Origin of the sequence: Corynebacterium intestinale, assembly GCF_023574125.1 — a bacterium.
In the GTDB taxonomy this organism is placed as follows: domain Bacteria; phylum Actinomycetota; class Actinomycetes; order Mycobacteriales; family Mycobacteriaceae; genus Corynebacterium; species Corynebacterium hesseae.
The window spans coordinates 208,708-226,985 of sequence record NZ_JAMKFF010000004.1; the positions used below are offsets into that span (position 1 = coordinate 208,708).

At 54.6% G+C, this 18,278-nt stretch carries 14 protein-coding genes and 1 tRNA gene; 9 read left to right on the plus strand and 6 right to left on the minus strand.

The features are described 5' to 3' along the window. Positions 1–234 precede the first annotated feature (234 nt). Entirely contained in the window at positions 235–3,537 is a 3,303-nt protein-coding gene (locus M5J06_RS06735; protein ID WP_250224262.1) for a LamG-like jellyroll fold domain-containing protein, read from the plus strand. A 39-nt stretch (positions 3,538–3,576) separates the two neighbouring features. On the opposite strand, the gene M5J06_RS06740 is transcribed toward M5J06_RS06735, so the two are convergent. Then, positions 3,577–3,810, minus strand: a complete 234-nt coding sequence (locus M5J06_RS06740) for a barstar family protein (protein WP_070519618.1) — start codon at positions 3,808–3,810, stop codon at positions 3,577–3,579. Positions 3,811–3,813: 3 nt separating this feature from the next. Further along, entirely contained in the window at positions 3,814–4,341 is a 528-nt protein-coding gene (locus M5J06_RS06745; RefSeq protein WP_250224263.1) for a guanyl-specific ribonuclease, read from the minus strand. Positions 4,342–4,498: 157 nt separating this feature from the next. Here M5J06_RS06745 and dnaG point away from each other — a divergent pair, with 157 nt between their 5' ends. Next, on the plus strand, positions 4,499–6,427 hold the full coding sequence (gene dnaG, locus M5J06_RS06750; protein WP_070624483.1) for a DNA primase: 1,929 nt from the start codon (positions 4,499–4,501) through the stop codon (positions 6,425–6,427). 50 nt (positions 6,428–6,477) lie between these two features. Here the strand turns inward: dnaG and M5J06_RS06755 are convergent, their stop codons facing one another. Next, positions 6,478–6,753 carry a hypothetical protein gene (locus tag M5J06_RS06755; RefSeq protein ID WP_250224264.1) on the minus strand — a complete coding sequence of 92 codons (276 nt, stop codon included), beginning with the start codon at positions 6,751–6,753 and terminating at the stop codon, positions 6,478–6,480. 207 nt (positions 6,754–6,960) lie between these two features. Between M5J06_RS06755 and M5J06_RS06760 the strand changes: the two genes are divergently transcribed. Both M5J06_RS06760 and wecB read left to right on the plus strand, forming a co-directional pair. Beyond that, a complete protein-coding gene (locus M5J06_RS06760; protein ID WP_154736808.1) occupies positions 6,961–7,098 on the plus strand; it encodes a hypothetical protein in 138 nt (45 codons plus the stop codon). A 96-nt stretch (positions 7,099–7,194) separates the two neighbouring features. After that, positions 7,195–8,352 carry a non-hydrolyzing UDP-N-acetylglucosamine 2-epimerase gene (gene wecB / locus M5J06_RS06765; protein ID WP_101735523.1) on the plus strand — a complete coding sequence of 386 codons (1,158 nt, stop codon included), beginning with the start codon at positions 7,195–7,197 and terminating at the stop codon, positions 8,350–8,352. A gap of 606 nt (positions 8,353–8,958) precedes the next feature. On the opposite strand, the gene M5J06_RS06770 is transcribed toward wecB, so the two are convergent. After that, positions 8,959–10,167: a glycosyltransferase gene (locus M5J06_RS06770; RefSeq protein ID WP_250224265.1), complete on the minus strand. Its 1,209-nt coding sequence runs from the start codon at positions 10,165–10,167 to the stop codon at positions 8,959–8,961. 314 nt (positions 10,168–10,481) lie between these two features. Here M5J06_RS06770 and M5J06_RS06775 point away from each other — a divergent pair, with 314 nt between their 5' ends. Both M5J06_RS06775 and M5J06_RS12465 read left to right on the plus strand, forming a co-directional pair. Next, positions 10,482–10,634 carry a hypothetical protein gene (locus tag M5J06_RS06775; RefSeq protein ID WP_180952019.1) on the plus strand — a complete coding sequence of 51 codons (153 nt, stop codon included), beginning with the start codon at positions 10,482–10,484 and terminating at the stop codon, positions 10,632–10,634. An 888-nt stretch (positions 10,635–11,522) separates the two neighbouring features. Continuing rightward, entirely contained in the window at positions 11,523–12,605 is a 1,083-nt protein-coding gene (locus tag M5J06_RS12465) for a DUF6270 domain-containing protein (RefSeq protein WP_145990287.1), read from the plus strand. Between the two features lie 286 nt (positions 12,606–12,891). Here M5J06_RS12465 and M5J06_RS06785 read toward each other — a convergent pair. After that, a tRNA-Asn gene (locus M5J06_RS06785) sits at positions 12,892–12,964 on the minus strand. A 193-nt stretch (positions 12,965–13,157) separates the two neighbouring features. Here M5J06_RS06785 and M5J06_RS06790 point away from each other — a divergent pair. Next, positions 13,158–14,558 carry a glycosyltransferase gene (locus M5J06_RS06790; protein WP_250224266.1) on the plus strand — a complete coding sequence of 467 codons (1,401 nt, stop codon included), beginning with the start codon at positions 13,158–13,160 and terminating at the stop codon, positions 14,556–14,558. Positions 14,559–14,567: 9 nt separating this feature from the next. Here the strand turns inward: M5J06_RS06790 and M5J06_RS06795 are convergent, their stop codons facing one another. Further along, positions 14,568–15,455, minus strand: a complete 888-nt coding sequence (locus M5J06_RS06795) for a hypothetical protein (RefSeq protein WP_145990288.1) — start codon at positions 15,453–15,455, stop codon at positions 14,568–14,570. Positions 15,456–15,628: 173 nt separating this feature from the next. Here M5J06_RS06795 and wecC point away from each other — a divergent pair, with 173 nt between their 5' ends. Together wecC and M5J06_RS06805 are read left to right on the plus strand one after the other, a co-directional pair. After that, positions 15,629–16,894 (plus strand): UDP-N-acetyl-D-mannosamine dehydrogenase, encoded by a 1,266-nt coding sequence (wecC, locus tag M5J06_RS06800; RefSeq protein WP_101735527.1) that lies wholly within the window; start codon positions 15,629–15,631, stop codon positions 16,892–16,894. Positions 16,895–16,962: 68 nt separating this feature from the next. After that, positions 16,963–18,270, plus strand: a complete 1,308-nt coding sequence (locus M5J06_RS06805; protein ID WP_101735528.1) for a glycosyltransferase family 4 protein — start codon at positions 16,963–16,965, stop codon at positions 18,268–18,270. Positions 18,271–18,278: the final 8 nt, after the last annotated feature.

The window sequence follows — 18,278 nt, forward strand, 5'->3', positions numbered from 1 at the left end:
GCGCACCCTGCCCACGGACAGAAGGCGAGGAAGGGCCGTGCTGCGCGCAACGGCCGGGCGAAGCGGGAGATATCCGTCACTCGATAGTTGAACACCGTTTACTTTGACGTCATGCACCTGACAACTCGTTGTTAAACGAGCGGCCTAGCCTCGGGCGGGCCGTGAGCTGTGCGGCTCCTGTGGAGCCCTCAGAAGCGGAAGTCTCTTCATTTTGCTATCTGTCAAGGAATTTTTGTGTCTCAAAAGAAGTCTCGTAAAAAGCTGCATCAAGCCGCGCTGATCGCCTCCATCAGCCTCGTTGGCTCAAGCCTTGTTGCTCCCTCATTCGCCTCCGCCCAGAACCTGCCCAAGGCAGACATCCTGGACTTGTCCTTGGAGAACGGGACCATCAGCAACTCCGCTTCCGATGTCGCACCGCTGAAGATCGGCGAGCCCACCGTGGAGCAAGACAGCGTGCTTGAGCGCCCCGTGGCCCACTTCGACGGCCGCAAGGATGCCGTCGGCTTCGACATCGGAGACAAGTTTCACCAGATCAAGGACGGCTTCACCGTCGAATGCGTCTTCCGCTACGACGGAGAATTCGACGGCAACGAAAAGAGCCTCTGCGCCAACAAGGAAGCCGGCGGCTGGGCCATGGTCATCTACGGCGACCAGCTCACCTTCACCGTCAACGGCAGCGACGGCTACAAGAAAGCCCAGCAGCAAGTAGAACCCGGCCAGTGGTACCACGCGGTGGGCGTCTACGACGGCACCAAGAGCGAGCTCTATGTCAACGGCGCCAAGGTGGCTGAGAACACCGAGATCAACGGTGAGGTGACCAAGCCCAAGTCCAACTCCACCGCCGTGATGATCGGCGCGGACTCCGGCCGGGATAACGCCGCCCAGTTCTACTCCGATGCCGTCGTGAGCGAAGCCCGCATCTTCTCCGATCCGCTGGGCGAAGAAGAGATTTCCGTCCTTTATGAGGACTCCAACCTGAGCACCGACAAGAAGGCGGAGATTACCGGCTCCACCCCGAGTGCCGGCCAGCACCTGACGGGCCCGGTGACTTTCGACGTCCAGTTCAACGACGCCGCCCTCATCTCCCGCGAGCTCACCTACACACTGGATGGCGAGGAAATTGAGCGCGGGCAGGAAATCGGCACCGGCCTCAAGGAAGGAAACCACTCCATCCAGGTCGAGGGCCGCGATGTCTTTGGCAACCCCATCTCCCAGGCCATCGACTTCACCTCCGGCAACCTCCCGGGTGCTGCCGGCACCGACTCCACGCCGAGCGGCGAGGGCGTGACCATCTCCGCCCGCGCGGACAACCCGAGCGGTGGGGAGGTGGAGACCACCTTCACTGAAGCAGACGTTGCGGTAGCGGAGAAGGGCTTCCAGGGCACCTTCACGGATATCCCGGAGACCCTGGACTTCGAGTACGAAGACGGCGAGGACTTTGACAAGTCTCTCAACCCGGACAACGAGGACGCCCAGGCGACCAGCTCCACGAAGGACATGCCCTTCCAGCGCTTTGATCTGAAGGTCAAGGACACTGAAAAGAAGGCCCACGACCTCGCCTGGTCCGGCACCGTGGACCCCAAGCGTTCGGTGCGCCTTATGGCCTGGAATACCAAGAGCAATAGCTGGGAGAAGCTGGCAGAAACCCGCGGCACGGCCGACGCCCAGGTCAGTCTGAGTGCGGAGGTCAACCAGGACTTCGTCGACGGCGGAAGCATCCACACCATGCTGGTGGGCTATGACGTCTTTGCCGATGACCTCAACGAGCCCGTCAACGAGCAATTCGCCGACACCAGCGACTATGACTTCTCCATCGCCCACCACACCGATACCCAATACCTCTCCGAAGGCGCAGTAGAGAAGGCCACCGCCGAGGAACGCAAGAAGTGGGAAGACGGCTACACCGCCGCCACCCAGTGGATCGCGGACAACGCCGAGAAGCGCAAGATTGCCTACTCCGCCCACACCGGCGACATCATTGAGAACTGGATTGGCAAGGACAACGACCGCCCTAATGCCAAGAAGGAATTCGAGGTAGCCTCCAACGCCCAGAAGATTCTGGAGGACGCCGGCGTGGTCAACGGCGTGCTGCCCGGCAACCACGACAACCAAAGCGGCGCGGATGTCGGCGCCGACAACCTCTACAACGAGTACTTCGGCCCGGAGCGCTACGAGGCGCAGCAGGGCAAGGGCAAGTGGGCTGAGCAGGACGCCTCCTACCACCCCTATGCTGAGGGCGATAACGACAACCACTATGACCTGTTCTCCACCAACGGCATGGACTTCATCGCCCTGCACCTGGGCTATGACGTCACTGAGGAGGAAGCAGCCTGGGCCGATAAGGTGCTCAAGCAGTACTCTGACCGCAACGCCATCCTGCTGACTCACGCCTACCTCAAGCCTTCCGCGAACCCGGATGGCCGCGGCTCGGACTTCTCCCACGATGGCGTGATGGTCTACGAGAACGTCATCCAGAAGAACCCCAACGTGGCCCTGGTGCTGGCCGGCCACGAGCACGGTGTGTCCATTGTCACCCGCAAGGACGTTGGCCACACCAACAACCACGTGGTGGAGCTTCTCGCGGATTACCAGTTCTACGAGGTCGGCTCCGATGAGCTGGGGCTGACGGAGATCGGCGACTATGACGGCGACACCGGCCTGCGCTTTGGTTCCAGCTACCTGCGCCTCCTGCAATTCGATCTGAAGAATTCAGAGATGATCGTGGATACGTATTCGCCGCTTCTCGACGACCACAACGCCACCGAGTACGACGACCGCCAGCGCTACAACGGCCACGAGGATGAGTTCCGTGTGCCGATCCAGTTCCAGACCCGCAAGACCAGCTTTGCGACGAACTCGATGCTCGCCCTGACCGATACCGGCAAGGAGATTGGCAAAGACACCGCCAAGTCCGGTTGGCCCGCCAGCGTGACCTACAAGGACGTCAAGGCCGGCCAGGCCTATGGCTGGTACGCCACCTCCGCCGATGCTTCCTCCAAGGAGGGCACCAAGCCTGGCATCGTGCGCCAGTTCGGCGTCTTCACCGCGCAGGAGCAGGAGCAAGAGCCGGATAACACTGCCCCTGAGCTCACCGTCCCCAGCGACAAGCTCACCATCACCAAGGGCTCCGAAGCCAACCTGCTTGAGGGCGTGACCGCCAAGGACGATAAGGACGGTGACCTCACTGACAAGGTGAAGGTGGTGGGCAACATCGACACCGCCAAGCCGGGCGTCTACTCCGTCACCTACGCCGTCACGGACTCCGCCGGCAACCAAGCCTTGGCCTCCCGCGTCGTGGAAGTTACCGCCGGCAACCAAGGCGACAACACCGACTCCAGCAGCGACAGCAGTAGCTCTAACCACGACGGCTCCAGCGGCTCGAGCAACTCGAGCAACAGCTCGAGCCGCGGAAGCGTCCTCCCCGCCATCCGCGGCGCCCTCTTCGGTGCCGCAGGCGCCACCGCCGTCATCGCCGGCCTGCTGAACTACCTCGCGCCGGAAGTGCGCGATACCGTCAAGCGCGCCCTCGGCCTCTAAGGCCCCGGCGGGCTAACCACTCGCCGGTCAACAACCTCACTAGCGCACCAGCGCGACACCCTGGTCCTCCAGCACCATGCTGATGGGGGCCAGGTCTTCTTCCACCATGTCAAAATCCGCAGCAATAATCGCCACGATGTGCTGCTCGCGGAGGAAGTCCGCCAAAGCGTCAAGGTTGCGCGGGGCACCGGACGTGCAGCCGTGCAGGCGGCCGAGCGCGCCATAGAGATCCTCGCGCGTGCGGATGGGTTCGGTGATGAGAATGCGTTGCATGTCTTAGTCCTCCGCGTCCGGGATACTGCAGAAGCTGTCGTAGTGGTCATCGGTGTAGTACCAGACATCCGGGTCGGTCTCACTGCCGCCACCGGTAACAATGCGCTTGGCCCCGCGGTGCCCAATCCCCGGGGTTTCCACGGTGTATTCGCGGTAGTAATTCTTTGCCTGCTGCGGCAGCGCACCCTCATAGTTTCCGAAACGCACGTTGTCGTTATCCGGATAGTCATAGGGCCCGCCGGCCAGGATGTCCTCGGCGGTCTCGTGCGCCTCCTGCGGCAGGGAATCCATAGCGCAGGTGGGCAGGTCTGTCTTGCCCTGCTTTGCGACGTCCCCCTTATCCCCATCGCCGCCACCGGATGCGCCGGATGCAGCGGACGAAGCAGACGCAGCCGATGAGGGCGCTGCCTTCTGGTCCGCGCCATCGCCGGAGCCGCCGAGATCAATGCCGAAGTAGCCCGCGACGAGGACTAGAACCGCGCCACCGATGATGGCCGGCAGCGATTTTTTGGAGGGGGAGGATTGGGACATGGCCCCCATCATTGCAGGTATAGGGCCTGAACCAGAAATCCGGACCAGGCCTTTTCCCAATCCCCACCGCAGGTTGTTGGAGGATGTGGGAACAAGCATCAAGGATCCACCCAGCCGTGGGTACCTGTAGCTCCGGCGGGCGGGGTAGTCTGTACGCATGGCACGAGGCAGAATTCCGGACAGCGATATCCAAGCTATCCGTGAACGCGCGCCTATTGATGAAATCGTGGGCGAGTACGTTCAGCTCAAACCCGCTGGCTATGACTCGCTGAAGGGCTTGAGCCCCTTCAAGGATGAAAAGACCCCGTCCTTCCATGTGCGCCCGCAGCGCGGCTATTATCACTGCTTCTCCACCGGCAAGGGCGGAGACGTCTTCAGCTTCCTCATGGAGATGGAGCAGGTCTCCTTCCCGGAGGCCGTTGAGGCCGTAGCCCAGAAGATCGGCTACCACATCAACTACCAGGGTGGCTCCACCGGTGCGCGCGATGAAAAGCCCGGCACTCGCCGCCGCCTCATCGCCGCCAACAAGGCCGCGCACGAGTTCTACCGCCAGCAGCTAGAAACCCCGCAGGCCGCGACTGCTCGTGAGTTCCTTCTCGACCGCGGCTTCTCCAAGGAAATCATCTACGCCTTCGAATGCGGCTATGCCCCGGAGGGCTGGGATACCGCCACCAAGCATCTGCTGCGCATGGGCTTTTCCTTTGAGGAGCTCGACGCTGCCGGCATCTCCAAGATGGGCAAGCGCGGTCCCATCGACCGCTTCCACCGGCGTCTGCTGTGGCCCATCAAGGACCTGTCCGGCAACGTCATCGGTTTCGGCGCGCGCAAGCTTTTCGACGATGACAAGCTGGGCAAGTACATGAACACCTCCGAAACCATGCTCTATCACAAGTCCAAGGTGCTCTTCGGGCTAGATTTGGCCAAGCGCAACATCGCGGAGCAGCACCAGGCCGTGGTGGTGGAGGGCTATACGGATGTCATGGCCATGTACGCCGCGGGCGTGAAAACTGCCGTGGCTTCCTGCGGTACCGCCTTCGGTGCGGACCACCTGCAGGTCCTGCGACGCTTGATGCTGGATGATTCCTACTTCCACGGCGAGCTCATCTACACCTTCGACGGTGACGAGGCCGGACAGAAAGCCGCGATGCGCGCCTTCGAGGGCGAGCAGAAATTCACTGGCCAGTCCTTCGTCTCCGTAGCCCCCGATGGAATGGACCCGTGCGATCTGCGCCTCGCGCGCGGTGATGCCGCGGTGCGTGACTTGGTGGCGGACCGCATCCCCATGTTCGAGTTCGTCATCCGCTCCGTGATCTCAGACTTCAGCATCGATACCGCGGAGGGCCGCCTCCAGGCCCTGCGGCGTGCGGTTCCCGTAGTAGCCCAAATCCGTGACCAACCTCTGCAGCGCGAGTACGCCCGCCGCCTGGCCGGCTGGGTGGGCTGGCCCGATCCGGAAGAAGTCCTTCACCAGGTACGCCAGGAGGCGCGCAAGCCGAAGAAGGAACAGCGCCCGCGTTTTGCCTCACTGGAGCAAACATCGTCTGTGCCCGCGCAGACCAACGCCCCCGTTATGCACATTCCCGGCCCCCGCGAGCCGCACCTATGGCCACAACGCGAGGCCCTCAAGCTGGCCCTGCAATTCCCGCAGATCGCCGGCAGCTACTTCGACGGGATTACGGAGGATGCCTACTCCAACGAGGCCTACCGCACCATCCGCCGCGCCATCTCCACCCTCGGTGGCGTCACCGCCGGCGCTGAGCAACCCGGCGTGGAATGGCTGGCCGCCGTAGCTGGCGAAATGCCGGACCTTATGGCTCGCAACTTCGTCTCTGAGCTCGCCGTGGAACCCATCAAGCTGGGGGAGACCGGCAACCCCGATACCGACCTTGAGGCCTACGCCGATTCCGTGCTCTCCCGCCTCCAAGAGGCACGAGTGGGCGACCAGGTAGCCCAGCTCAAGGCCCAGCTGGGCCGCATGCGCCCCTCCGACGACGAGGAATCCTACAACTCGCTCTTCGCGGACCTCGTCGCCCTCGAGCAAGCCCGCCGCGAGCTCAACGACCGTGCTTTCCGCGGCGTGCGCTAACCGACGCCCCCGCTAATCCGCAGCCGCGCGCACGCGTTGTAGCGTATGCGCTAATCTTCGTCCGGCTCGTAAATCCGATCCGGTTGCACACCATTCGCGGTGCCACGGTTGCCGCGGCGCCCCTTGTTGTAGTCCTTAAGCTCACGCATGCGCGGTTCCGGGTCCAAGCGGTTGGCCACTGCCTTGCGTGCGGAACGCACCGCAGCCTTGGTGGCGGGGGAGTTGACGGCCTTCTCGTAGGCACCCTTAATTTGGTGATAGCGCTTGCGCCCCGCCTTGGTTCCAAAGACGTATCCGGCGGCAGCACCCACAACAAATTGGATCATTGGAAACTAGTCATCCCCTTACTTCAAGCCAGCGTATCAGCCGGCGTTTGCGTACAACGTACGGGCAACGTGCAATTCTCATGAATAGCCTACCTGCCAAACCAGTCCGGGGCAGGTGGCCTCTTGGCAGCGGAGCGAACAGGGATGCCGAATAGATATGGCGAGAACTCTTCCCATAATGCATTCGCTTCAGTTAACTTAATACCTGTGAAGACTTCGAAGCGTACGCATGCGGTATCGGCAGCCGTGGCCATGTCAGCGCTGCTAACGGCCAGCGTGGCGGCAGCTGAGCCCCGCACCAATTGCCTTGAAGAGCCGCGCGAAGTCACCGTGAGCGAGGACTAGCGTTTATTTTCTATATAACTCTGGGCCATGTGCGCGAAGCATCCGCATTGTAGACTCTTATGGAGATTCTCTCCCAGTAGTCAACAAAGGAAGTCTATGTCTAAGCCAAAGATTATGACCGTGTACGGAACCCGCCCTGAAGCCATCAAGGTGGCACCGGTCATCAAGGCTCTGGAGAAGGACGAGCGTTTCGAGTCCGTCGCCGTCTCCACTGGTCAGCACAAGGAAATGCTGGAACAGGTTAATACTATGTTTGGCATTGAGCCAAAGCTGGATCTTCACCTTATGAAGCCTGGTCAGGGGCTCAATGAGATTGTTTCTCGTGCGCTGATGGGCTTGGATGAGATCATTGATGCCGAACAGCCTGATGTCATTATTTCCCAGGGTGATACCTCGACTGCGATGGCCGCAGCGCTGGCTGGTTTCCACCGTGGAGTGAAGATCGTTCACCTCGAAGCAGGTCTGCGTACCGGTGACATTCACTCTCCGTTCCCGGAAGAAGCCAACCGAAAGCTCATTGGCCAGGTGGCAGAGCTGCACCTCGCGCCGACTGCAGGCTCGATGGAAAACCTGCGCCGTGAGAACGTCCGGTCGAAGGACATCGCGGTCACCGGTAATACCGTCATCGATGCACTGCTGGAGGCCGCCAGCTGGGATACCGAATTTGAGGATCCCGCGCTGCAGGAAGCAGCCGAATCTGGCAAGCGCCTCGTGGTGGTCACCACCCACCGCCGTGAAAACCTCGAAGCGATGAAGGAGATCGGCGGCGCAGTCAAGGATCTTGCGGAGAATTACTCGGACATCAACTTTGTCCTTCCGCTACACCTGAACCCAAAGGTTCGTGAAGCTGTGCTTCCGGAAGTAGAGTCGTTGCCCAATGTCGTCATCACGAATCCACTTCCTTATGACCAGTTCACCAAGCTTCTTGACCGCGCAACCATCATCCTGACGGATTCCGGCGGAGTCCAGGAGGAAGCGCCGGCTCTGGGTAAGCCGGTCCTAGTCATGCGCCAGAACACTGAGCGCCCTGAAGCTGTTGTTGCCGGCACTGTGAAGCTTGTGGGAACCAATCGTAGTCTCATCGTGGCGGAGGCCAAGCTGTTGCTTGATGACGACGCCGCGTACCACTCCATGGCCAACGCCGTGAACCCCTATGGCGATGGCAAGGCTGCCGAGCGTGCCGTTGCCGCTATTGCCGAGCTCCTCGGCGTAGGGGAGCGCCTGCCAGACTTTGACCCCAGCGTTGAGGGTTAGTCCAACTGTTTTATGGGGCAGGGTCGACTACTTTGTTGCTCTTGCTCGACTTGGTGGTGTCACCATACTCGCAGACACGGAACCAAGTTGAATTGAGAGAACTTGTTCCCGTTGGGCTACATACTCTGTCTTAGCCCATGCGAAACTGGTGAGCCAACTCAGCACCGTCATCCGAGGATTGAACAACTTATCCGGTGATGCTACGACGAGCGGCGAACTGTGATTGAGCACCTTTCGAATCTACTCGCGGCTTCATGAAAAGTCCCATCTTTGGTACCCCGAGCTTGCATCAAAGTACTATTACGGCCATAACATTACCTATTGAAGATTTGCTGCGGTTGATAATCAGCTCAAAGAATAGCTAAATCGTCGGTAAATGACGCCAGTTGCTCCTTTGGCTTTTTATGGAGAGATTCTGTTCGACTCAATATTTGGAACTTGGTAGGACTTCCGCGACCGAGCAAACTGCGATAGCGGGGGACTTTCGGACTACGATTTTCGATCGGTTGGCTATCTGAGACAATCTTTGATTCAGTGGGCTTGTTTTGGTTAGGAAGAAGTAAACGTCGTGAACCAACTTCCCGAAGGTACCGATCCTTGAAACAACTACTCGTCGGTGATGACTTCTAAAGAATGAAGCTCGAGGGGGTGCGCTTTAATGCCAAATGGTTGAATTCCAATTTCTTCAACTGTGAAGTCATGCGGAAGATTGACGCTGATTTCCTGGATAGTTCTTCCACTATTGGTCTTAATGTAGCGGAAATATCCAATTGAGGAATATGGTGATACCGATAGGCCATTAATTGGGGTTTCACTTGGAACCAAAAGAGTATTATCTGTGGAATTACTGATTCTAAATTTGATGAGTGCCGAATTAGGGCCTACTTCTTCCTTGAATGAGGCATCGATACGAAGAGTGAAGTTTCCATTAATGGGGGGGATTTTTACAAAATCACCCGAGTTGATAGATGGATTCCCTTTAAAGAGCTCCAACCGCTTGCGATTTTTGATTGATCCTCGCATGGTTGGAAAGAGTTCTTCGATATTCCAAGACGGTGGAAGTGAGTCGAAACTATTGAGTTCACGAATGATTTCCAAGTCCTTATTTGCTGCGTCGAATGTGGTGTCTTGCCCCACATGGCGGGTCCAAAAATAGGATGGATGTTCGGAGTTTACGATGACTGGGCCAAATTTATCAGCAAGGTGATGAGGCGAATCTGGAGGCGAAATCAATCGGCCATTACTATCTGTGGTATAGATTCCGAGCAAGCCGATCGCAATTTTAGGTCGATAACATTGTCGGAAAGTGCTGAATTCTTTCCCGTTGTAAATACCAGTAATGCCCGACGCGAGTGAGACCTTCATTCCTGCGAATGCGGGCGAGAGGTATCTAGCAGTTTGATTGAAAAAATCCGGAGTTAGAAGATCGTCGTCGTCGAGTCTGTAGATTCCAAAGGCTTTGGAGCTTCCAGCTAAGTCGAGTCCAATTTTATAGGGGTTAAGTTTACTTTTTCCGTCGGTATGTGGCTCTAGGATGATAAAATCATATTTGCTTGAGATTTCCTTCAGCTGTGAGATGTATTTTTCAGGCATCTCAGTTGAATATCGAATGAGATGACGAATTGGATGCTTTTCCGCCGCAATCGAAATGAGTGGCATACTGAATTTGCTAAGAATACGCAGGCGGGGCTCGATTCGTTCGGGGGCATAAAGATAGTCAAAGTATTCTTTGGCTGAATTAAAAGTGGAAGTTGATTTCCATGCTGGAGATGTGGGATCGTAAATACTGAAGCGAGTAGTGCCTACGAATGCCATTCTGAAATCCTTCTATAGTCCGTCGGTATGAGCTACGCGAGCATTAACCCGCAGTGTTCTAGTTAATACTAGCACGCGTCGGCCTTATGGCGGATGCTGAAATTGGGGAGTAATGCAAGCGTAAAGACCTTTTATGGCCTAAAGGATCTTTGGGATTGGGCATTTGAAACTGCCGGTGAAATGGCACTTATGGTTACGGGGGCGAAGCGGGGTGAAGTAGAACTTGACGGGTTCAGAGGGCACCATTACAGGGGTTTCCGGTGCGAAGATGAAAGCTGGTGCGTAGTCATTTGAACACGCAAAGGAGTCGTGCTGTGAAGCCTTCTGGAAACCGGCTCGTCGTCTACACTATCGGCCGTACCATGGAAACCGGTCGTACCATCACCGGTGCTTCTGAAGTAGGTCGCCTTACTATCACCGAGGACACTCCGTTAGTCGCCATTGGCGAGGGGCCGGACTGCGGGTAGCCAGGTATGTCCCGCGACCTCACGGCCCGTCGACTCGTCGTTCTTCCCGTCGTAGGATTCCCACCAGGCTGCAAGTAAAGCGCCTCAGATTCCTGTGTGTAGCCATGTCGTGTGTGAGAAAGCTCTTCTAGGTCATACTGGCTTGTGCGGGAGACGGAGCCAAGCGCCCTCACTGAGTCTTGCAGTGTCTAGTTAATGACCATAAGAGTGTTTCAGCCTCCGTCAAAGCACGCGGTGTAGGAAGGGAACTGGTTAACCATGTTGCACCGGATACCTGCCGTCGGAACGCCCTCGACGACCTCTTACCACTTCGATGGAGTGAGGCATTCTCGGAGTCGATGAACACGTATGGATACATAGTCGCAAACCAGGCCGGGCATCAAACCTGGTGAACATCCTCATTGATCTTATTCCGCACTACGTAGCGGCTTTGGCTTCTTTTTTCCGGATAGGAATGCAAAAGAAATCCTACATGGTTTCAATCTGTGGATCCACGGCGATAGCAAGCTTTTAACATGTGGGGACTATGTAGCGGAAGTCGACTGCTTCCTCGAAAATATGCTGGAGTAATTGGGACTTCTGGCGGGCCAGTTCAGTGATCGGATGGACTTCCCTTTTTACAGCTTCAACATAACGCGTTCTTGGCATAGTGGCCAATCCCTCTTTGGTGCGATAGTAACTGCAGCGCAGGTGTTTCAAGCCGGCTGGGAATGAGAATGCGTATGATTCAATTTGAATCCGATGCTAAGTGCATTTGTGTGACAGTAACGAACAAGATTGCACTATAGCTTGGAAATATGAGTTAGCTGAGAGTGTCTCGAGATGCTTAGAACTTCGACCGTGGCTTAATGTAGAACTGCAGCTGAATGCATTGTCGTATGAAGTCCCGTGACTTCGATTGAATCGTATCTATTAAAAGGAAGTATTGAAGGAATCATGAATACAAGTCAAAGCCTCTTTGCCCTTGACAGTAGTTTGAGCTTCGATTTGAGCTCCGAGTCAGAGGGGGTGTTTCGGATTTCGGGTCAATTCTTTGCAAGGCGAGATCAGAGAATCGTCGTTGGGATTGAGCAAGGGCAAGGGCCTACCCCCAGCGGGTTTGTGCGCTCTCCAGCTGGTTTTGATTTCTTCTATCTTATTGGTACTGGGAGACTTGAGCGATTCGAAAAACAGTTTTCGATGGAAGGTCTGTCGAGTGTGAGTATGTTCCTTCGACGGTGGTATACAGACTCTGAAATCTATTTTTCCATAGATGGAAACGATTTTGAAAATGCGGTGTTCGTTATGGGAAGCTGTGTTTCGCGTGATGTCTTTGAATATGTGCAAGTTCCGCTTGCAGGGTATAGAGCACGGTTCAGCTATTCAACACTTCATTTACCGCCTATTTACCACGAAAAAGAGCATCTGGAACTTAACAAAAGCCCATTTCAGAGAAGAATGGTAGAAGGTGATCTTAGTAGGACAAATATTCGGCTCGCACAATTAGCGGCAGGTTCTACTATCTTGGTTGATTATATTGACGAGCGCCTTCCTTTGTTCGTGGGGTCCCGTAGTGTGTACACCGAAAGCCCCGAATATCTGGCAACTGGACTCATACGTGGATCGAAATCAATCGACGTGTTTTCGGAATCGTACTTTATGAATTTTGAAAAAGGATGGAAGTTTTTTACTTCAGCATTGAGCCAAAAGATCCTCTTGGTTAATAAAGTGTTTTGGGCAACGCATTCCTCGGCGGGACGTCTCTTGCCGGATCAGAAACTCATTGCTAAGCAAAACGCTAAACTACAGCGCCTATATGATATTGCAGCTTGTGGGAGAGACAACAACGTCAGATTTCTTGAGTATCCGGACTCTACCTTCTTGGCGGATGAAAAGCATCGATGGGGGTTAAGCCCATTTCATTATTCGAGCATCTTCTACGAAGCCCAAGCTGATGCTATTCAAAGAGAAGTCATTGGTTCCCATTCTTAATTACAGTGAGGGCAGTGGGCTGATTATAGTGGAGGGGTAGTGGGCTGCTACCCGGCGCTATCTGGGCCAGGGAAAGCTCTCACGACGTGGCCGTCCAGGTGGGCGACCGGCCACATGCGACATCCATATCGATAATGGATGGGATCCGAGCTTTGGTATAGGAAAAGGCTGCGCCGTGCGCTCCTAAATCCACACGAAATGTCCCTTAACCCAACTTAAGTGGTAGCCAGGCGTGGGATGCGGAAACCCTCCTATTGGCTTTTAGCCGATAGGAGGGGGGTAACCGCTCCTCCAACTGGGCTCGAACCAGTGACCCTTCGATTAACAGTCGAATGCTCTGCCAACTGAGCTATGGAGGAATGTGCGTATGCTGCTTGGTAAGTTTCCTTAACCGGTGCAACGAGAAGTAACTATATAGGGCCTATGTTGAAGATTACAAATCGCCTGCACAAGGGCGGTATTGGAGACGTTAGTGATGCGATATTCGGACTTGCTAGCAAGCGCCGCTAAGCTATTTGTTAGTTAAGAATCGTAGGGAAAAGAGAGATATTCATGTTTGTTGGGCATACCCGTTTCAGTCTCTTCGTTCCGGATTCAGTGTCGTGGCGTGCTAGCAATGGGCAAGCTGGGTTGTCGGGAAACGAGTATCGTGACTACCTTTATGAGGATTCTCGCCTTTCGCTACGCGCGGATATCTTTCTGAATCACACTCTGCCAACCTTGGCTCAGGCGGCCGAGGGTTTCGAGGTGAAGCATATCGTCTCCATTTCGGATTCATTGCCTCATAAATTCAAATTGCAGTTACGCGAGGCGGCAGAAGAATATGCCATCCTGCATCTTGATGAGCTTCCTGACGGCGACAGTGGCTGGACGGCGGTGCGTCGATATGTCGAGAGTATAGGCTTTAGAGGCACGTTTGGTCGTTATCGGCTCGACGATGATGATGTCCTGTCGAGACATTACTTTCAGACGATGGATTCATATATTAAACCGGAGTTTGAGGGCATGCTCGTTAGTATGCCTCTCGGTGTTGAAGCGGTTTATTCGGACGGGCAGTTCTTTCATATGCGTGAGGCTCATGCCCCTATGAACTCAATGGGGTTGTTGTCGATTTGCGCGGTTAAGGAGAACGGAGCTTTTGTGGAACCCCAAAGTGGTCCGCATGATAAGTCAGACCGCTTTGTCCCAGTTATCTTAGACGCAAGTGAATTAGGATATTTACGCGCTATTCATTCTGGGCAGGACAATGCCATGCGCCATGAGTCGAGCGTGCTAATGGCGCGCCTTATGGAGGATATGGCCTCATTCCCTGCATTTACTGACGTTGCTGCTCTTGAGGGGGCGTTTCCAACGGTTACGAGGCAGATGCAGGATAAGAGTCTGGCCCTGAACATCGAGTGTCCCGTTGGCCATGGCCTTCACTTCCTGCTCGAGCCTAACAGTAGCGACGTTAACTTCATTATCGAGGGTAAATCAGACTATGCGTTCGAGAAAGAGATTCTGGTGAGTCTTTGGATCGAGGATTCGCGTGGTCGGCGTGTCCCGTCTTATAGGCTGGTCGAGGGATTTGCGGCATCTCAAAACCCAAGTGTCGGGCATTTTTTGTATGTTCCGGTATCTGAAGGGGCTTTCCGTCGTCTGGTGAGCTTGCATTTAGAGCACGGTTATCGGCTTCGTGGATTCCGAATTCTGGCGCAAAGCGACCGCGCTAAAACAGTTTGGGTTTCACGAGTCGTCATGCAGCAACGAGATGGGAAAGCGAGCTACGTTGGTACCGATGACTGGGATTTGGTTCGTCGCCAAGGAGCTCGAGGCTTCATTGATCAGGCTATTGACGGTGTCTATCAGAACCGGTCGACTATTGTAGCCGGTGCACGTAAACTCGTAGGGGAGGAATGGACCAGTAAAGCGATTGTGCGTTTTGATCGGTTAAGCAAGATCCTACGCAAGTAGAGATTTGAACTAGGCGTCGTCAGTGAAAACTTCGTCGCTAAATAGTTGCTCCCAATCGCCGTGCAGGGATGCTGCGAAGCCAAGGATTCCCGTAAGTAGAAATGTGGGGGCTGGAGCATGCCCTTTGCCCCAATCCCCGAGGAGAAGGCGCCACTGTCGGGGATGATCTGCCACTGCCTGGGACCATGGTAGAAAATGCTGTTTGTAGTGCAGCTCGTCGTCCCTGTTTTGCAGGTACGCTACATAGTTCTCGAAGCCCTTGTTGTACTCCGCCACTAGGTCGAATGTAATGTTCGTGTCGGAAAGGCTTCGGCCACTCCAGCACTTTTCGAGATAAGCTGTCACTTGGGGTTCATGATAACGGCCAATGTGTGTTTGCGGGTTAGACACCACCGCCAGTGATTTGGGGAAGCGGTTTGAGTAGTAAAGTGCAGCAAAGCCTCCAGCTGATGCACCCCAAAAAATTGTTCGCTCGCCTAACTCGGAGACAGGGGTATCAGGGTGGAGGCCGGTGAAAACGTGAGATAGGCACCTTTCTAGGTCTTCCTGGTACGGCCGCGATTCGTCTCCTGTGAACCAGCCAATACTTGCTCCGCGGTCAAGCGAGGGGTCAGAGACATATATCAAATTGGCATCAATGCCATCAACAACCTGTCTACCAACAAAGACGGGAAGAGTTGTTTTTGAAGGATCAATAGCGGCGTGGAACAGGATGATAGTGGAATCGGCACCGCGATCTTCAATAAGTAAATCCAAGAAAGCTTCGCCGTATCGAATCGAAACTGCCTCGGCTTCTTTGGGTAGACTTCCTAGAAGGGGGGTACTTAGAAAATCCTCGACAGAACCGAAGAAAGAAGTTGAGGCGCCATATCGCGCGTAGTTTCTCCTCAAAGTCATGGTTCGTCAGTTTATCTCGCATATGTTCTAAGAGCTATTCCCTGCATCATGGTGGTTTGAGCTCGCTAAAGAGAGTTAAACTACCTGTAAGCTTTCATTGAACGATACTGACATGTTCGCAAAATGTATACCCGTGATACCGTTGACAGAGCGTAAAGCGAGAAAGGTACAAGATGTCGTCTCAGGAATTCGTTTCTAAAAGCTTTGACAAAGTTTGTGTTGTAGGCCTCGGATACATTGGTCTGCCTACAGCGGCTTTCATTGCCTCGAAGGGGGTTAATGTCGTTGGCATTGATGTGAATGAGCGTTTCGTCAAATTGATTAATGACGGAAAGGTACCCTTTTTTGAGCCGGGCTTCGAAGAACTTCTATCCAAAGTGGTCGAGGAGGGAAGCCTGATCGCCCAAGCCGAACATGTCGAAGCTGATGCCTATATTGTTTGTGTACCGACGCCTTTCAAAGAAAACCACGAGGTTGATACAAAGTACATCCGTGCTGCTTCAGAGGCGCTTGCACCTCATCTTCGTCCGGGAGCACTCGTAGTGTTGGAATCAACTTCTCCTCCGGGCACTACCGAAGGCATGGCTAAGCACCTCATTGAACTTCGACCGGACTTGTCACTCAATGACGAAGATGACAACGCCATCTTTATTGCGCACTGTCCAGAGCGAGTGCTTCCAGGCCGGATTATGGAAGAAATGGAAAACAATGACCGTGTAATCGGAGGTCTAACCCCCAAAGGGACTGAACTTGCACGAGACTTGTATGCCACTTTCTGTACCGCAGAACTCCTCATGACTAATGCCACGACAGCGGAAATGGCAAAGCTTACGGAGAACTCCTTCCGCGATGTCAACATTGCTTTCGCTAACGAGCTTTCTCTCATTTGTGATCGCCTTGGAATTGACGTGTGGGAGCTTATCGAGCTAGCGAATCACCATCCGCGTGTTAATATCTTGCAGCCTGGTCCAGGCGTCGGTGGGCATTGTATTGCAGTTGATCCTTGGTTCATTGTCTCCGCTGCTCCTGAAGAAGCGCGGCTTATTAAGATGGCCCGTGATGTCAATGACGGGAAGCCGGATTGGGTCATCGAGCAGGTCATCGAGGCTATTGAAGGGAAAGAAAGCCCTGTAGTGGCTGCTCTTGGTATTGCCTTTAAAAATGATATTGATGATCTGCGTGAGTCGCCGTCTTTGGAAATTGTCAAGCGACTGGGGATGGACAATCCACAGTTGGACATTCGCGTGGTTGAGCCGAACGTAGACGATCTTCCCGATGTTTTGGAGAACATTTCGAATCTTACAAAGCAAGGAACTGAAGAAGCTATTGCTGCTGCGGATGTCGTGCTTCTACTGGTTAATCACAAAGAATTCGTCGCATTTGATACCTCGAAACTTGAGGGAAAGACCATCATCGACACTAAAGGAATTTGGCGATAGCAAGACGCCCCATGGGGTGGTTGTTTTCACCTTGTAGGGACGTAACGGCTAGGAAGAGCGGCGTAACAATGCGGATTCTTGTCCTATCCCAGTATTGGGCTCCGGAGAACGGTGTTCCTCAACGGCGATGGTCGTGGTTGACCAAGATTCTCGTGGAGGCTGGGCATGAGGTGATGGTGATCGCGCCTCCGCCGCACTACCAGCGTCAAATTAGCATTATCGAATGGCTTTCACGAGAGTCGATCGTTGGTGCTCAACATATTGTTGGTGGAAATTCAGGGGAAAAAATCCTGCGATCGGGATTCTTCCCAGCGGGATCGACGCTGACACGAAGAATCTTAAACCAGGCATCAGTTGCTGCATCTATGCTTGCCATGCAAATCAGCCATCGGGGCAAGATCCGTGAGTACGCTCCGGACTTAGTAATTGGTACGGTGCCGGCGTTACCGACGTCGGTGGTGACCATGCTTACAGCTCGTATTATTGGGGCCCCATACATTATTGACCTTCGAGACGCATGGCCGGAACTACTACGCGAAAAAGACGACTGGAACTCCGGCACAGGTAGAAAGTCTATTCGTGAAATCGTCTTAAGCAAGGGGCCTTTTCAGGTACTCACTGCATTTACCGAGTGGACTATGAACAAGGCATTGAACCATGCGGACGGAATCATCACTACCTCCGAGGACTTAGCCGCTCATCTTGAAGACACAATGCCTGCAAAAGGTAGTGGTCGTGAGCGTGTTATTTGTACGGTGCGTAACGTATTTCCGCCGAAAACGAGATATCTGGCGGAAGACAAGAGTGCGCTTAATCGCGAGGGGCTTAATGTTCTCTATGCTGGCACAGTAGGGCGTGCGCAGCGCCTTGACAATGCCGTTAAGGCAGTGAAGATTGCGCAGGATCGCGGGTACAAAGTGAGCCTACGGATTGTCGGTGACGGGGCAGGTTGGCTAGCGGTAAAGGATCTGATTCATGATTCTGGTACTGATGCCCTTATCGAACACCGCTATCCCGCAGAAAAACTGGAAGAGTTTTATGACTGGGCAGATAGTGCGTTGGTACACCTGACAGCGTGGGAGCCGCTTACCCGTACGGTACCGTCAAAAACCTATGAGCTAATGTCGGTAGGGATTCACATTAGTGCTGTAGTCCAGGGAGAAGCGGCGAGATTGGTAGAGCAACTCGAGGCCGGAAATGTTGTCGAACCCGATAATCCGGAAGCACTTGCTGACATGTGGATTAATCTAATCAAAGATCGCTCCCAGCTGCACGTGTCGTCTCGTGGACGAGAGTGGGTCGCTCAACAACGAGACGGCGTAGTTCCCCGAACGGTTCGCAATATCGTACATAGTGTTGCAGCTGATAGATTCTAGCTCGACAA

Bases quoted from the DNA above. Each gene is read 5' to 3' on its own strand.
- M5J06_RS06740 (WP_070519618.1), bottom strand. From the start codon at position 3,810: ATGCAACGCATTCTCATCACCGAACCCATCCGCACGCGCGAGGATCTC.
- M5J06_RS06745 (WP_250224263.1), bottom strand. From the start codon at position 4,341: ATGTCCCAATCCTCCCCCTCCAAAAAATCGCTGCCGGCCATCATCGGT.
- dnaG (WP_070624483.1), top strand. From the start codon at position 4,499: ATGGCACGAGGCAGAATTCCGGACAGCGATATCCAAGCTATCCGTGAA.
- M5J06_RS06755 (WP_250224264.1), bottom strand. From the start codon at position 6,753: ATGATCCAATTTGTTGTGGGTGCTGCCGCCGGATACGTCTTTGGAACC.
- wecB (WP_101735523.1), top strand. From the start codon at position 7,195: ATGTCTAAGCCAAAGATTATGACCGTGTACGGAACCCGCCCTGAAGCC.
- M5J06_RS06770 (WP_250224265.1), bottom strand. From the start codon at position 10,167: ATGGCATTCGTAGGCACTACTCGCTTCAGTATTTACGATCCCACATCT.
- M5J06_RS06790 (WP_250224266.1), top strand. From the start codon at position 13,158: ATGTTTGTTGGGCATACCCGTTTCAGTCTCTTCGTTCCGGATTCAGTG.
- M5J06_RS06795 (WP_145990288.1), bottom strand. From the start codon at position 15,455: ATGACTTTGAGGAGAAACTACGCGCGATATGGCGCCTCAACTTCTTTC.
- wecC (WP_101735527.1), top strand. From the start codon at position 15,629: ATGTCGTCTCAGGAATTCGTTTCTAAAAGCTTTGACAAAGTTTGTGTT.
- M5J06_RS06805 (WP_101735528.1), top strand. From the start codon at position 16,963: ATGCGGATTCTTGTCCTATCCCAGTATTGGGCTCCGGAGAACGGTGTT.